Annotated in this window: 14 protein-coding genes; 4 read left to right on the plus strand and 10 right to left on the minus strand. The window is 34.3% G+C overall.

The window, feature by feature from the left end; translation table 11 throughout:
- Positions 1-281 (plus strand): DUF6904 family protein (locus LDK52_RS19295; protein ID WP_407081838.1); only part of this gene is annotated, 281 nt, incomplete at its 5' end.
- Between the two features lie 343 nt (positions 282-624).
- Here LDK52_RS19295 and LDK52_RS19300 read toward each other — a convergent pair.
- The 9 genes from LDK52_RS19300 to LDK52_RS19340 form a co-directional block, all read right to left on the minus strand.
- Entirely contained in the window at positions 625-2034 is a 1410-nt protein-coding gene (locus tag LDK52_RS19300; protein WP_277587547.1) for a sodium:solute symporter family protein, read from the minus strand.
- Positions 2035-2064: 30 nt separating this feature from the next.
- Complete coding sequence (locus LDK52_RS19305) at positions 2065-3681, minus strand: N-acyl-D-amino-acid deacylase family protein (protein ID WP_277587548.1); 1617 nt, start codon at positions 3679-3681, stop codon at positions 2065-2067.
- An 18-nt stretch (positions 3682-3699) separates the two neighbouring features.
- Complete coding sequence (locus LDK52_RS19310) at positions 3700-4881, minus strand: YgeY family selenium metabolism-linked hydrolase (protein WP_277587549.1); 1182 nt, start codon at positions 4879-4881, stop codon at positions 3700-3702.
- Complete coding sequence (gene dpaL / locus LDK52_RS19315) at positions 4878-6113, minus strand: diaminopropionate ammonia-lyase (protein WP_277587550.1); 1236 nt, start codon at positions 6111-6113, stop codon at positions 4878-4880. The genes LDK52_RS19310 and dpaL overlap by 4 nt, the downstream gene beginning before the upstream one ends.
- Positions 6114-6134: 21 nt before the next feature.
- Complete coding sequence (locus LDK52_RS19320; RefSeq protein ID WP_277587551.1) at positions 6135-6512, minus strand: Rid family detoxifying hydrolase; 378 nt, start codon at positions 6510-6512, stop codon at positions 6135-6137.
- Between the two features lie 186 nt (positions 6513-6698).
- A complete protein-coding gene (locus LDK52_RS19325; RefSeq protein ID WP_277587552.1) occupies positions 6699-8450 on the minus strand; it encodes a sigma-54 interaction domain-containing protein in 1752 nt (583 codons plus the stop codon).
- 184 nt (positions 8451-8634) lie between these two features.
- Complete coding sequence (gene rpoN / locus LDK52_RS19330) at positions 8635-9978, minus strand: RNA polymerase factor sigma-54 (RefSeq protein ID WP_277587553.1); 1344 nt, start codon at positions 9976-9978, stop codon at positions 8635-8637.
- An 840-nt stretch (positions 9979-10818) separates the two neighbouring features.
- Positions 10819-11133 (minus strand): hypothetical protein, encoded by a 315-nt coding sequence (locus tag LDK52_RS19335; protein ID WP_277587554.1) that lies wholly within the window; start codon positions 11131-11133, stop codon positions 10819-10821.
- Positions 11134-11147: 14 nt separating this feature from the next.
- Positions 11148-11834 (minus strand): hypothetical protein, encoded by a 687-nt coding sequence (locus tag LDK52_RS19340; protein WP_277587555.1) that lies wholly within the window; start codon positions 11832-11834, stop codon positions 11148-11150.
- A 312-nt stretch (positions 11835-12146) separates the two neighbouring features.
- On the opposite strand from LDK52_RS19340, the gene LDK52_RS19345 reads away from it, so the two are divergent.
- Positions 12147-12947 carry a helix-turn-helix domain-containing protein gene (locus LDK52_RS19345; protein WP_277587556.1) on the plus strand — a complete coding sequence of 267 codons (801 nt, stop codon included), beginning with the start codon at positions 12147-12149 and terminating at the stop codon, positions 12945-12947.
- Positions 12948-14252: 1305 nt separating this feature from the next.
- Here the strand turns inward: LDK52_RS19345 and LDK52_RS19350 are convergent.
- A complete protein-coding gene (locus LDK52_RS19350) occupies positions 14253-14936 on the minus strand; it encodes a type 1 glutamine amidotransferase domain-containing protein (RefSeq protein WP_277587557.1) in 684 nt (227 codons plus the stop codon).
- 74 nt (positions 14937-15010) lie between these two features.
- Between LDK52_RS19350 and LDK52_RS19355 the strand changes: the two genes are divergently transcribed.
- Positions 15011-15346: a MerR family transcriptional regulator gene (locus LDK52_RS19355; RefSeq protein WP_277587558.1), complete on the plus strand. Its 336-nt coding sequence runs from the start codon at positions 15011-15013 to the stop codon at positions 15344-15346.
- Between the two features lie 131 nt (positions 15347-15477).
- On the plus strand, positions 15478-15665 hold a 188-nt coding region (locus LDK52_RS19360), incomplete at its 3' end, for a DUF6904 family protein (protein WP_407081839.1).

The following is a 15665-nucleotide window of genomic DNA, read 5'->3' on the forward strand; positions in this document are numbered from 1 at the left end:
ATAAAACGCATGCCTGGGATGCAACAATTGCCACCGTCCGAAAATTCCAAGCTGCTGTCGCTAGTTGTTTACAAGAAACCTTAAGTCCTAATAAATTTGCCCAAATAAAAAAATACATTACTCCTCATAACATATGGGAGAAAAATAAGTATGAAGGATATGCGACACAATACTTGGACATGCTCAATATCAAATTTATCCAAATGGATCTACCGAAACGAGAAAAAAACCTCAGTATTTTTGCTAAAAGACTCGGAGAAATTGATCAACTGTATCTTTGAGAAAAGAAAGATATCCACAATTTTGCAATTGAACAAGGATTACATCCGGATGAAATCCGTTATGCGAAAGAGTACCCTGAGTATATTGAATGGTAATATATTTTTGAGCAACTTTGTCCCGTAGGTAACCAATGTTGATCACATGGTTTACTTTTCACTCTTTGAATTGCAATAACTCTCTAGCTCCTCATGCGCCCTAAGCGTCTCTATGTCAGACTCAATTGCTCCCCAAACTGTGGCTGACACCGAGGCGCGGTCTTAAACTTGTTGAATTATTGAAATATTTATAGTTTTTGCAATAAAAAAGACTATAGTGATAGTTTCTATTAAAATATTAAATTGATCAAGTACTCTCACCTTTCGGTAAATAGGCAGATGGCGCAATTGGTTTACCTCTACTAATTTCAATTTTATTCACAACTAGGAATGTAATCAAACTAGCAACACTACCTGCGATAACTGCCATTACTCCGAAAGGGTCTTCTAATATTTGCCAAGTTATGCCAACTATCGTTCCGACAATAATTGAAGAAAAACCTGCATTTTTGGTTACTCGATCAACTAATAATCCTAAAATAAACGCGGCAAATGGACCTGTTGAACGAATAGTAAAAGCAAATACTAATAATGGTATAATTTGTTGACTGTAAAGTGAGATTCCTATTGCAAAAATACCTATTAAAATGATAATCAAACGAGATGCTTTTAACTCTGCTTCGTTCGTAACCTTTTTCTTAGATAAGAAAGGATGAATATCAGTCATGTAAACTGTTGCTACCGCTAGTAAATTACCTGAGGCACTTGATAATGTGGCTGAAATAACCCCTGATAACAAGAGACCTGCGATAATTGGTGGTAATAGCTCTATCGAAACAGTGGCTAATGCACTATTTGCCTCAATATTCGGAAAGCTAGACAATGCAATTAATCCTAAAATTGCTGGAATAAATGCATATAATGTCATTAGAACACCGCAGAGTACAGATCCCCACACAGCCGTTTTTTCATCTTTTGCCGAATAATAACGCTGTACCGCCTCTTGCCCTGTAGAGAAGGTCATAAAATACATCAAGGTTAGACCAATAATTGTTGGCCAACCAATTTTTGTGAACCCTAACTGTTCCTTCGGTAAATTATTTAATACTGTGTCGACACCACCTGCTGCGGAAAATGCAAAAGGTACCGCAATTGCAAATCCTATAACAATTATGAAAAACTGAACAAAATCAGTTAATGTTACACTCCACATACCCCCTAGAAAAGTATAGAAAACAACTATAGTACCTGAAATAAGGATTGCCCAATTTAAACTAAAGCCCGTTAATACATGTACAATTGATGCTGTGGCAGTAATTTGTACTGCAGTTAACGCTGAAGATGCTACAACCGACAAAATACTTGAAATTAATTGGCTTCCTTTACCATAACGTCGACCAATTATTTCTGGAACAGTGGTAGCCAATGCTCGACGCATAAAAGGTGCTACAAAAGAAACTAGAATAATTGCAACACCAGCTGATACGACATACCAACCTGCCGATAGCCCCCATTCTCCATACGCTTTTGACGCAACACCGACCGAACTACCACCACCAATTTCTGTAGCAGCAAGTGTTCCAGCAAGCATAATTGGCCCTAAACGTCGTCCAGCTAAATGATAATCTTCACTACTCTTAATTTTTGTTTTTGCATAAAAACCAATCCCAATCATCACTAACATATAGACTATAATAATTGCCCATATAATTGCCATATAATTCCCCCCTATTATCCTTAATATTTTTTATTTAATTACTGTTAGTTTAATTTGAGGATAATCCCTTACAATCACAATTCCCGCTGGCTTTCGGTATGCTTCTCCTCCTTGAACAACTACTTGCCCGTTAACAATAACTGTTTCAATACCTACATTGTGCTGACGTGGCTTTTTAAAAGTTGCTTGATCTATAATTGTGTCTGGATTAAAAATTACAATATCTGCAGCCAATCCTTCACGGATTATCCCTCTATCTTGTAATCCAATAATACGTGCTGGTTGGGATGTCATACGACGAATCATCTCCTCAAGCGTTGTGACCTTTTCTTCTCTCACATATTTACCTAAAATTCGAGGGAAAGACCCATATGCACGAGGATGTGGTTCTCCTCCTAACAATCCATCGGAACCTACCGTTCCAGCTGGATGCGCTAAAATCATTTTTACAGATTCTTCATTCATAACGAAATCAATCATACCAACGCTATTCTTCTCATGAAGAATTAGATCCAAAGCTACATCTGCCTCATTCGTACCTTCAATTTTTGCTATTTCTTCGATAGTTTTACCTATACAGTATTGTTTTTCAGTTGTTTCAACTGATGTGATAATGATGCCACTCCAGCCAGCCCATTTTGCAATACTATCCCAACCTTTAAGAGCGGTCGACATTTCATTTTTAATTTGGTCACGTAATTGCAAATCATCAAGACGTTTTAACATTTCTTCAGTTCCACCATCATGTGCCCATGGCGGTAATATTGCACTTAGCATTGTACTTCCTGCAATGTAAGGATATTGATCGAAGGTAACTTCTAATCCTGAAATTCGAGCATTATCAATTTTCTTTAAAACATCAGCTGTTTTATGCCAATTGTCTTTACCACAATTTTTCAAATGAGAGAAGTGCAGATGTGCTCCACATCGTTTCATCATTTCAATTAACTCATCCATTGATTCTAAAATTTCATCACCTTCACTACGCTGATGAATTACTAGCGGTACGCCATACTCAGCAATTACTTGACATAATGATTCAAGTTCTTTCATTTCCGCAAAGCAACAAGGTAAGTAAATTAATCCCGTAGAAAGACCTACTGCCCCCTCATCTAAAGATCTTCGAAGAACATCTTGCATCCTCTTAATCTCTTCATCAGTAGCTGGGCGGTTTGCTAGGCCCATTACCTCCATACGAATATTTCCATGTGGCGCCAAAACCGCTAAATTGTAACTTGGTTTATTTCGTTTAATTTTTTCAATATATTCCCCTACTGTTTGCCAGTCCCAATCAATTGCTGGTGTCCCATCTAATCCAGCTAGGTTTTTCTGCCATGTAGACACGTACCCCTGCGGAAGTGGAGCAGCAGCAATTCCATCCTGTCCCAATAAATCTGTCGTAATTCCTTGGCGTACTTTTGCTTCTATTAATGGCTCTTCTAATATCACTAAATCAGAATGAGTATGCATATCGATAAACCCAGGTGATACTATTAATCCTTTTGCATCGATCTCTTTTTGCGCCTGTACATCAGTTAGTAACCCTATTTTTTCGATTTTTCCTTCTTTAACAGCAATATCGCCGTAATACCAAGGTGATCCTGTACCATCAATAATTTTGCCGTTTCTAATGATTAAATCTACCATTTCCCTACCCCCTAGATGTTATAAGTTGGTTAGTGATTCCATAATTGAAATATAGCCTTCTGTTGCCTTGACAAGTTGTTCAATTTCAATATACTCATCATCAATATGCGCAAGTTTTTCTAACGATGGGCCAAACCCGATAGTCGGAATATTAGCCTCACCCGCAAAATGGCTTCCGTTTGTACAAAACGAGTAGTGTGAAAGCTCAGTCTGGGGAATAATTTTCTTTAAATTTTCAAATGTTTGAGTGATAAAGTTTTCATTTGCTTCATATAACCAAGCAGGGAAAAACCGTTCTGCTTCAATTGTTTCACCCGTATAGCAAAGTTCACTTCCGCTTGAAAAGCTTACTTTTGCATTAAAATGTTCATCTTCTAGTTCTAAACGATCTATGATTTTTCGGATTGGTTCTAGTACGGATTCACGTGTTTCATTTACTAATAAACGACGGTCGAATGTTACTCGAGCATGGGAAGGGACAACTGAAGCTCCTGGATATGGTGAAGAAATGAAATCAGTTAGTTCCAAGATACCTTTACCTAAAATTGGATGTTCTTCATTCTTTAATTGGTTAATTTCAGCTATTAGTGTGACCATTTTATTGACTGCATTGATTCCTGCATTTGGATTTGAAGAGTGGGCTGATTTTCCAAATGTCTCTACAATTACTTCGGCTCTACCTCGTTGACCAATATTTAACTTTAAATTTGTTGCTTCACCAATAACCACATAATTAGGTTGATGCTGTTCACTGACTAACCTTGTTGCTACTCCTTCAAAACATTCTTCATGCACACTACAAGAAATAACAATCTTACCTTTAAAATTTTTCTGGCAATCTTCAGCAAAGTATTTTGCCGCTAAAAGCATAGCTGTGATAGAACCTTTCATATCTGAAGTTCCGCGACCCCATATCTTACCGTCTTTCACTATTGCTTCATAAGGATTAACAGTCCAATTTTCTTCAAATACCGGTACCGTATCAATATGACCATCAAATAACACTGTTGGTCCTGGCTCAACACCATTTATCACGACAGCAATATTCCCAAATCGGTCAACTGTTACTTCATCAAATTTATGCTGATTCGCAAAGTCTTGAATTTTTTTAGCTACTTCTTTTTCCTGTCCAGAAAGACTAGGACTTTGAATTAAGTTCTGGCACAAAGTAATAATTTCATCTACACGTATTTGTATCATCTATTTCCCTCCGATTGTAAAGCATAATTTCCTTCCCAAACAATTTGTTTGTAACTTTCAGTATCTGTATCTCCCTCCGTACTAATTAATAAAATTGAAGAGTCTTCATTTAATTCCATTTCTTTTAAAATATTTTGATCTTGCTCATATTTTCGTAAGTAATACAGTAAACCTAATGTTGCAGCACCTGATTCTCCAGAAATTATTTTAGGGTCTACTCCTAACGGATTTCCATAAATTCTCATTCCTAATGCTGCAAGTTCATCTGTACAAGAAACTGTACCAATTGCATAATTCCTTAATAATTCAAATGCTTTAGTATTGGGTTCACCACAAGCTAAACCAGCCATTAACGTATCTAAACTCCCAGTTATAAATTCTCTCGTCCCTTCTGAAGATATAAAAGATTCATAAAAACAATTAGCTTTATGTGGTTCAACAATAACTATTTTTGGAGTATCTCCTCCGTATACTTGCAATAAGTAACCTGCAATAGCTGCTGCAAAGGATCCTACTCCAGCTTGTAAAAATACATGAGTAGGAATTCTTTCATTGTTAATTTTTAGTTCATCTACTATTTCTTTTGCAATTGATGAGTATCCTTGCATAATCCATAAAGGAATTTTTTCATAACCCTCCCACGCTGTATCTTGAACCATTATCCAACCATTTTTTTCTGCAAGTTGCGCACAAATCCGAACCGTTTCGTCATAGTTTACATCCTGTATTTCAGCTAAAGCTCCTTCGTCACGAATCGCTCTCAAACGCTGTGCCGAGGATCCTTTAGGCATATAAATTACCGATTTATAGCCTAATTCTCGTGCAGCCCATGCTACACCTCTACCATGATTACCATCCGTTGCAGAAATAAATGTTAAATCGCCTAATTGGTTTTTTACTTTATCGGATTTTAATATATCAAACGATAACTTTTCAATTGGTCGATTTAATTCTTCTGCTATATATTTAGCTATTGAATAAATTCCACCCAAAACCTTGAATGCATTTAATCCAAATCGTTTAGACTCATCTTTGGAAAAAATTTCTTGAACATTTAGTTCTTGAGCTAAGTGATTAAGTTTGTACAAGGGTGTAGATGTAAATGCTTTGTGAGTTTTTTGGAAAGCCAGTACTCTTTCAATTTCCAATTCACTAAAATCTTCTAAAATATCACTATTTTCCTTCTCTCGGTAAAAACGATTTTTTATCCAGAGAATTTTTTTGTTTTCCAATACCAACCTGACTACCCCTCTCTATTTGTAACTTACGACTACTTCTATTTCGACTAATGCTCCTTTTGGAATATCAGCAACAGCTACACAACTTCTCACAGGTTTATGCTCTCCAAATTCTCGTGCATAAATTGTATTCATTCCCGAAAAGTCATCCATTGTTTGTAAAAAAACTAGTGCTTTCACTACTCTATCCAATGTTAATCCTTCACTCTCAAGTAAAACTCGAATATTACTAAAAATTTGTTCTGTCTGTTCTTCAATTGATATTCCTACAACTACACCTGTCTCCGGGTTTAGTGGTAACATCCCTGAGCAATATAAGATACCATTTAACTTAATTGCCTGTGAATAGGGACCAACGGCGGCTGGTGCTTTTGATGCCGTAATTATCTTCATACTATCTCCTCCTTTTTATGTATACTTTTTATAAAGCAAGAAGCATGCCAAACTGAATAACCAGTCAAACTCATGTATTTTTAATTTTCCGTCTACTGTTCAAATCTCAATTTGATACTTTAATTTGTATTCTTTGAAAATAAGCACTGAAATCAATGATAAAATTAAAAAAGTATCAAATTGATACTAGATATCAATTTGATACTTTTTAATCTTTCGAAATAAAGTAGCTCTACCAATGCCTAATAGTTTTGCTGCTTCATCCATATTTAGTTGGTTCAATTTTATGTACTCCATTGTTTTTTGGATTGTTTCTTTTTCTATTAGATCTAATTGAAATACCTTTTGTTGTTTTTCTTTTATAATTACAAAAGATTCACTGTTTAGTTTTCTTTTAATTAAATCTTTTGCACTATCCCATGTCACAAAATCTTCTCGTACAAAATTAAATAGATATTCAATAAAATTTTTAAGTTCTCTCACATTACCTGGCCACGGATATTCATAAATTTTTTGTGTGATTTTATCATCAAACCCTTTAATACTTTTGTTAAATAATACATTAAATTCTTTTATATAGTAATCGCATAACGTGAAAATATCCTCTGGTCTATTTCTTAATGGAGGAATTAATATCGGAATAACGTTTAAACGATAATAAAGGTCTTCTCTAAAAGAACCCTCTTCAATCATTTTATCCAAAGCACGATTAGTCGCTGCTATAACCCGAACGTTTACTTTAATTGGAGAAGTTCCTCCTACTCGTTCAATTTCATTTTCTTGTAAGACACGCAGAATTTTCACTTGCAGAGCTAGTGGCATTTCACCAATTTCATCTAAAAAAATTGTCCCACCATTTGCCGTTTCAAATTTACCTACTTTGCCGAGTTTACTTGCCCCTGTAAAAGCACCCTTTTCATAACCAAACAATTCACTTTCTAATAAATTGTCTGGAATTGCACCGCAGTTCACCGCAATAAAAGAATCTCTATTTCTATCACTTGCATGATGAATTGCTTTTGCAAATACCTCTTTTCCTGTCCCACTTTCACCTTGTAGAAGAATAGTTGATTTTGATTGCGCTGCTCTTAGTGCAAATTCTTTTACTACTTCAAGTTGTGGACTTGATCCAATAATACTTCTAAATACTTTCCTTTTTTCCAATTGAACATTTTCAGCAATGGTTTGAATGGTGTCTACATCTTGTATACTAATTAAAAACTCTTCATTATTAATATATCGTTTATTTACAATTACTTTTGTTTCTCGTGGTCTTGTTTGAATTATAAAGGGCTCATTTTCAATTTTGTCCAATTCTATAATCCTACGTATCCACTTTTCCACGCTACTTGGTAATTCATCCAGTCCATTAAGATTTAATGTTCTTCTTGCATGTTCATTTGCTTGTAAGACCTTTAAATATTTTGTAACTATTAGCACACCTTGATCCATTAGGTTAATAACTTGATCTAATTTCTCAGCTTGACTTTTCATTTCTTCTAAAATCCGCCCTTGTTCTAGCTTACTTGCTAATAAATCTGCCAATTTACTTAAAAAGAGTAAAATTCCTTCTATATCTATAAATAGCCTTTCTCTTTGTTCTTCTGAAAATGCTAATAAACCAATAAACCCAATGATTTGATTGTTCATAAAAATCGGCGCACTAATTTCCCCTGCCTCCATACAATTCCCATAAAATCCACACGATTTACAGATTTTTTCAAAACCTGGTTTACGGATAATAATAGATTTCTTAGTTTCAAAAACTTCTTTGTATACCAAATTCCCCTCAAGCTTTTTTAATATGTTTATTTTACCTTCTCCAGTACCAGCAATACGCATATAATTTATATCTGCAATTTCAACCTCTAAATCTAAAACAGCTGCAATCGCTTCTGCAATACTTTGTACGTCTGATTGAATGTCTAATAAGTACAAACAGATTCCTCTCCTTACTAATTAGCAATTAAATAAAAATTATCTTAACAACTTTTATATTTTTTGGCAGTAAGATATAAACAATGTATTACCTTATTTATTTTTGGTCTACTAACTTATCTAATAAATTATTAATTTTTTTAATAAAGAAAGACTGTTTCAAAAAGAAGTTTTTTTGAAACAATCACTTAATAGATATATATACACGTTTTGACGAACTAAATATATTTAACTCTTCACGGTACTTTGCTACAGTACGACGTGAGATTTGAATATCTTCCTCTCCTAAGATATCAGTAACTTGCTGATCAGAAAGTCTTTTATCAGAACTTTCACTGTCTATTAATTCTTTAATACGGCGTTTTATATAGCTGACTGAATCCGTTTTACCAGAGTTACTTACAAGTCCTTTAGTAAATAATAATTGTAAAGCATAGACACCATGTGGTGTTCGTATATATTTACTTCTAATTGTACGGCTAATTGTAGATTCATGAACTCCAAGAATTATTGAAACATCCTTTAAACGCATAGGTTTAATTTCCTGCATTCCCTTTTCAAAGAAACCTTGCTGTTTTTCAAGTAATACTCTAAGTAAGGCATATATCGTTTTATCTCGCTGTTCTATTCCTTGCATTAATAGTAGAGCATCCTTCAGAGAGTCTTGATAATACTTTTTAGTTGTAGTGTCAGGGTCAGATTCAAGCAAATCTACGTATGATTTACTTATTGAAACAGTTGGTAAGTACTTGCGATTTAACTGAATCATCCATTTGTCATTACTTTTTATCACCTCTGCATCAGGCACTATATATTGTATAGGTTTGAACATATCTTCCGAAATTGGAAAAGGATTTAAGTTTCTAATATAGTTTATGGTTTCTTGTGTTTCTTTTATAGAAGTTCTATATTTCTTACTTAATATTTTCAGTGATAGCGTAGCGATATTTTCAAGCTCAAATTTCACAAAATCTACAGCAAGTGGTGGTGCTGTTAAATCTCTGTCAATTTGGATGAGTAAATAATCGGTAAAACTTCTTGCACCCACTCCCGTTGGTTCAAAAGTTTGAAATAAATCTAAAATAACTTCAACATGCTCAGTGGTTGTGTCAAACTTTTCTGCTACCTCATCTAATTCAATATCTAAAAATAACCTATCATCTAAGCTATAGATTAAATACTTTAAAATACTTAAATCTTTTTTAGATAAATTTTGATGAATTGGTATCTGCTCTAGTAAATAAGGCTCGAAACTATCTTTTTGCGCTAACCTTGTTTGTAGCGAATCAATTTTCTCACTACTGTTACTACTTCTATTATTTGAAAAAACGGATGCAAGTTGTAACACATCTTTATAACTTTTTCGAAATTTTGAGTCTTCCACATGTAAGAGTGGATTTTCATTTGCTTTTTCGTAAATGTACTCTTCCAGCTCCGCACCTGAATAATATAAAATTTCAAGATGTTGTATTAACTCTGTTGTTAGTGTAATTGTTTGAACTTGTGAAGTTTCTAAAGAAACGTGCATTATAGCCCCCCACCTACTATTAATTAAATAACATTTAATTAATAGTGATTTGTATTAATTTTCTGAATTCAATATATATATTATCATATTAAGCAAGACCTTTAATATTTATGTGAAAAAATATTTTTAAATTGAAACTCTTCTACTTTTTGGAATTAGACATTTAATTCTACCCTCTAAACAATTCTATTAAGTTTTTAAATTGAGGGTTGCACAGATGCCCTTAGAAAAACATTGATACGTGAAAATATATTTGTGAAAGACCCTTAGAAAACATTGTAAGACATATCAGTTATTCATTTCACTAAGTAATTTGAGAACCCGACACCTTACAAGTATCCATTATTTTTTTATATAAGAGCAAAAAAGAATGAAAAAACTGCAACCCTAATAGGACTATGCTTTCTTCTTTCCATATAAGTGAATACACTCTGAATGCTTGTTGTTTCTAACACACTGTCTTAATTGCTTACCATTTTCCTTTGTCTGGTGCTATATTTTTAATATAGAATTGTAGCAAATTGGCAGAATATTGTAGAATTGTTTCTTACACAGGGACAAGTCACTAAAGCCCCCTATGTACGAAATGACGAGGAGATTGAAGCCGTGTCTCCGGAAAGCTTCCGTCGCCGTTTCGGAAAACAATTGTGGTTGAATCCAAATGTAAATCCCCGAAAACTTTACAGATCGTAAAATTTTCGAGGATTTTATTTTTGAGGAAGGAGTTTTGTCCCAACCTTTTCTTCATTATTTTAACTTTTGTATCTCTTTCCGAATTTTAGCAAATCGTCATAATAGTGTAGAATTGTGTCTTACACAGACTCTTTGACTTCTACCCCGCTAAATACTGTCCACTTTTAAGTGAACCACCTCATAGCCATTAACTAACTTTATTTTCTCGCGATTCTCAAGCTTTTGCATAAGCACTTCGATATTATAATCGTAATCTGGATGATTAATGTCTCCAACTAACGACTCTTCATCAACTATGTGAGAGTTTTCAAGAGGTTTAGTCCATATTATTATGGATAGATTCCCTAAAATCCCTTCTATTATTAAATGTGAAGTATAACCTACAGAACCTGCAAACATTCCTAGTGGGATACCATCCTCTTTAGAATAAATAACAGAATATGCTAAGGTGTTGTCTTTCATAAATCCATCCTCCTTCATAAAAACCCACCACAGTTACTGCAATGCTGATTTTCTAATAGTATATCTGCTACTTGTTCATAATCGCACACACAATATTTTTTATATAGTATCCAAAAATGTATATCTACATCGCATTCAAATTCTCTACCGGCATTAATTTGACAACTTTCAATACTATATTCGTTGTAGCTAAAATATTTTCTTAAATTATTATATGATTGTGAAATCATTTTACTGGAGTCAGTAGGGGTCTTTATCCATTTTTTTGTGGCAGCATTTAATCCCGAAAAATACTTAACATATTTGATATATTTTTTATTAATCATCTCTTTGGGATGAGTTGAAATCAATATAATATATTCATCTGTTTTCTTCGATTTAAGTTTATCATTTTTCTTAAAATCATTTAATATTTTTGGTAAATAACTGTTTTTAAAGTGTAAATCTTTAACTAAATCTGCTGTATACATACTAGTAAATTCAAATATTATATTAATGGATTCCTCAGAAAATGACACTGCGTCTATTCTTTTATATTCTCTCCCTAATAGTTGGTTCTCTTTATAATAGTTTCTGCAAAAGGAGTCTCTAATAAGTCCTTCATTTTTGCTAGTTAAAGATAAATAAGCCAGTTCATTATCCTGGTAGTTATCCTGTATTCTTTCTAACGCATTAGTGATTTGTGCTATTCGATCATCCATACTTAAGCCCCCTATAAAACAATATTTGAGATTATCTCCAAAATCATACCTCTAGACTATATTAGAAATGTAATACAAATAGAACATGCAATAGTGGAGTAGAATACCCTGTTCAGTTGTATCCTTCCATTCAATTCATTATCAACTATTGGTTATTCGTTTTTTAATTAATTGTCAGAGTAGTTTAGAATAATTTCTCGCACAGCGACGAATTGTTAAATTTCTTTTTACTCCATGTATCCTTTCTTCCAAAATACTTCTATTTATCTAATGACAGCGACTTATCATTAGTGAAATGGGAGGAACGAATAGATGACTAGTTATCTTACGGATTATCAATCCTTTAAAACGGTTCAAGAAATGGATAGGCATGTGGAGAAACATTTGCTTGCACATTATGGGGAGATGAATGAGACGGAGCGCGCAATGCTCTCTCTTGTAGCACGATATGCATGTAAGTTTCCTGGTGCAGCACATTTAAAAGTGGCGACGATTTGCCAAGCTACGAATAAATCAGAGGCTACGGTTAGAAGAACTTTACGTAAATTAGAAAAGCTATTGATCATCAAAAAAATTCCGACCATTCGAAGAGTTTCTAAGGGCTATGGTGCTAACATAATAGTCATTTTACCTTTCTATGACCAGTCGTGTTTGACTACTCGTGGGGGTCAGGAAAACCTTGTCGTACAAAGGGCTGCGGCTGTCGTTCCGGAAAAAGAAACCGATATCTCTTTAATCTCTAAAAAAGAATTATTACATAATACGTATTCTACGGAAAACGTCTGCTCTGAAAATCCTATGGATAACTTTCATGAAAGTAAAAAGCCTACGTTCTATCAGCATTTCAAATCTACTATTTTTGCTATGGTTGGCACTGATCAGCAACTAGTAAGTCGTTTGTACGGAGTATATCGAAGTCTCACCTACCGTATCATTCAGCTGCTCCCTCAAGAGCAGAAGTTTTACGAAGAGGTTGGTTACCAAGCATTGACGATTGCATTATATGCTAGGAAAAAGAAAAAAATCTATAATCTCAATGGGTATTTTGTTGGTGTTTTTGAAGAATTATGCAAACAAAAGCTATTTGAATTCTTTCAAGAACAGGAGGAATAAGTAACAGTTGCAGCTACCTTTTCGTTTTGTTTTTGTTCTCTGTTTTTGTCCCTTAGTAAGAAACAAATATAAAAAATATTTCATTTATGCAGGTTTGCAATAATATGTGGATATTGCAAAATACATTTGTTGTCTATCTATTTCACATTGTAGGAATGCGTTTTAAATGTGGTGTTTTGGTGGCAGAGATGGTACAGAATTTCGTCCGAAGTGGTATTATTTTTTGTCCTAGATGATACTCATGCTTGTCTTTATACAAATAGATAGAAGGGATTTTATGATTTGAAATACATCAAATATAAACACTAAATAACACCTACCTATAAGTCACGCCGGCGTTAGTTGGTGCTTATTTATTAAATAATGAATTGTAGCATATTGTCAGAATAGCGTAGAATCGTTTCTTACACAGGGACGTTTTTTCCGCGCTGTTTGTCCCAATTGCGCTATACGATGAATCTCTTTTTCATGATATTCTACATTATTCCATAACTTCTTTTTCAACTTTCCATCCAGACAATCATTATATGATCCTATATTGTATTTCAACATATATTTATGCCAAACTAGTTTAACGTTTCTCATACTTGCGTCACATCCCTATACTTATCATCGTGTGACTATCGACATTTATTAATAGATATAAAGTCTTAGTTAACAAAACTATTGTTCAAATCGTTATTGTTTGTAATCTGTTCACTTGATGATTCCCAAGGAAATACCTTAGATAAGAGCGTAAATCAAAAATATGGGATAAGACAAAGCGCAGACCCCCTCTCTATTAATTTAGTTCTCCTTTTTTTACATCTAGTAGCCTTCTCAGTTTCGCCTAAATTTCCTATCGCGCAGTTTGTTCTAAATAGTTTCTAACACAGGGACGCTTTTTAATTTTTTTTACGGCATTAAATACTTTGAAATATACAAACCCGGTACTTTCTTCTTTGACGATATATTCGGTGCAATGGGCAACGGAATTGGCTTTTCTATTGGGGCACTGTGCCGGATATGTGCGATTTCCAAAAGCTATTCGGGCAATGGGGATTGCTGGGGAGATTTTTAAGGGAAATGAGTAATATTTTTTATGTTTAAGAAAGCAGCCGAAAATTTGGTCGGCTGCTTTTTTTGTTTCTAGAACCGAACCTTGCTACCCATTGAGTATCCAGTGTCCCTGTGTCAGACGCAATTGCCCTTCAAATTGCGGCTGACACAGGGACTCGTCTATAAGAAGAAAAACCGTTAAGGAACCTCCTTAACGGTTTTGTCATGCTGTCAGAATTATCAGAATAGCTCCTTACGCAGGGACACCTACAATTTTAGTAATTGTATTACCTCTTTGGCAACTGCACCACCTGATGATGGATTTTGTCCAGTGACGACGCGACCATCGGCTACAGCGAATGCTGACCAGTCTTCGCCTTTTACGTAATTGGCTCCTCTACGAACAAGTTCATCTTCTGTTAAAAATGGAACTATTTTATCTAATCCAAGTGCAATTTCTTCCGTATTTGCAAAGCCTGCAACCTTTTTGTCAGTAATTAAATAGTTACCTGCCGCATTTTTAATATTTAGTAAGCCAACAGAACCATGACAAACAGCTGAAACGATTCCGCCATTTTCATGTATTGTACTAGCGATACTTTGTAACTTTTCATCATTAGGGAAATCCCACATTACTCCGTGCCCACCTGTATAATAAATGGCATCATAATCTTCAGGATTCACTTCATCTGCCGATAAAGTTGTACTTAGCTGATTTAAAAAGTCATTGTTTGTATAATATTTCCAATCTAATTCCGTCATTTGATCAGCTTGCAAGCTGTGTGGATCAATCGGTGTATATCCACCTTTAGGGCTAACATAATCAATTCTATATCCTTCCTTTTCCATCTCGACTGCAAAGTGAACAGCTTCCCCTAACCATAATCCTGTTGCACGTTCCTGATTTGGATATTTAGAAATATTAGTTACAACTACTAAGATGTTTTTCATTATACATCCTCCTTTTGGTTTGATATTATCAACCTTAAAGGTTAAACCATACTTTAAGTCAAGGAGGATGTATTATGTACTCAATTCAAAAAGCAAGCCTTTTAGCTCAAATTCCATCAAGCACTATTAGATATTATGAAAAAATAACTTTAATTCCTCCAATAAAAAGAAATATACAAGAACATCGCATATTCGATGATAAAGACATTGAAATCTTAAATTTAATTAGATGTTTTCGAAATTTAGGCATGTCGATTGAGGATATAAGAGCCAGTATTTCAAATATAAATTTAGAGCATGAAGATATAAATACTAAAGCAATTTTATTTCAGCATAAGAAAAAATTAGAGGAGCAAATTGGTATTTTAAATTCTTATATTCATGAAATCGAGGAAAAAATAGTTAGTTAAAAAGCTGATTTCCTGTTTGAATTGCCCTGTCACACAGGGACGCATTTTTAAGTTGTAGTCTATTCTCAGGATAGTGTAGAACTGTTTGAACAGGGATGCAAAAACTATAAACAAAGCAAAGGAAGATATCAATGATTAGCATGCAAAATACACCAAACCGCTTAGGTGTCACTACCACGGGGGATTTCCAAGATTTCGAAGAGTTATATGAAGCACTCCACACGATTGTTGGGGAGGAAATGGAATATATACATTATGATGCTGTTCGAATACGTGTCCTCGGGGTATGTTACGATATTCGACATGCACTGATGGGAGA

The organism is Psychrobacillus antarcticus (assembly GCF_029533155.1).
Classification (GTDB): domain Bacteria; phylum Bacillota; class Bacilli; order Bacillales_A; family Planococcaceae; genus Psychrobacillus; species Psychrobacillus antarcticus.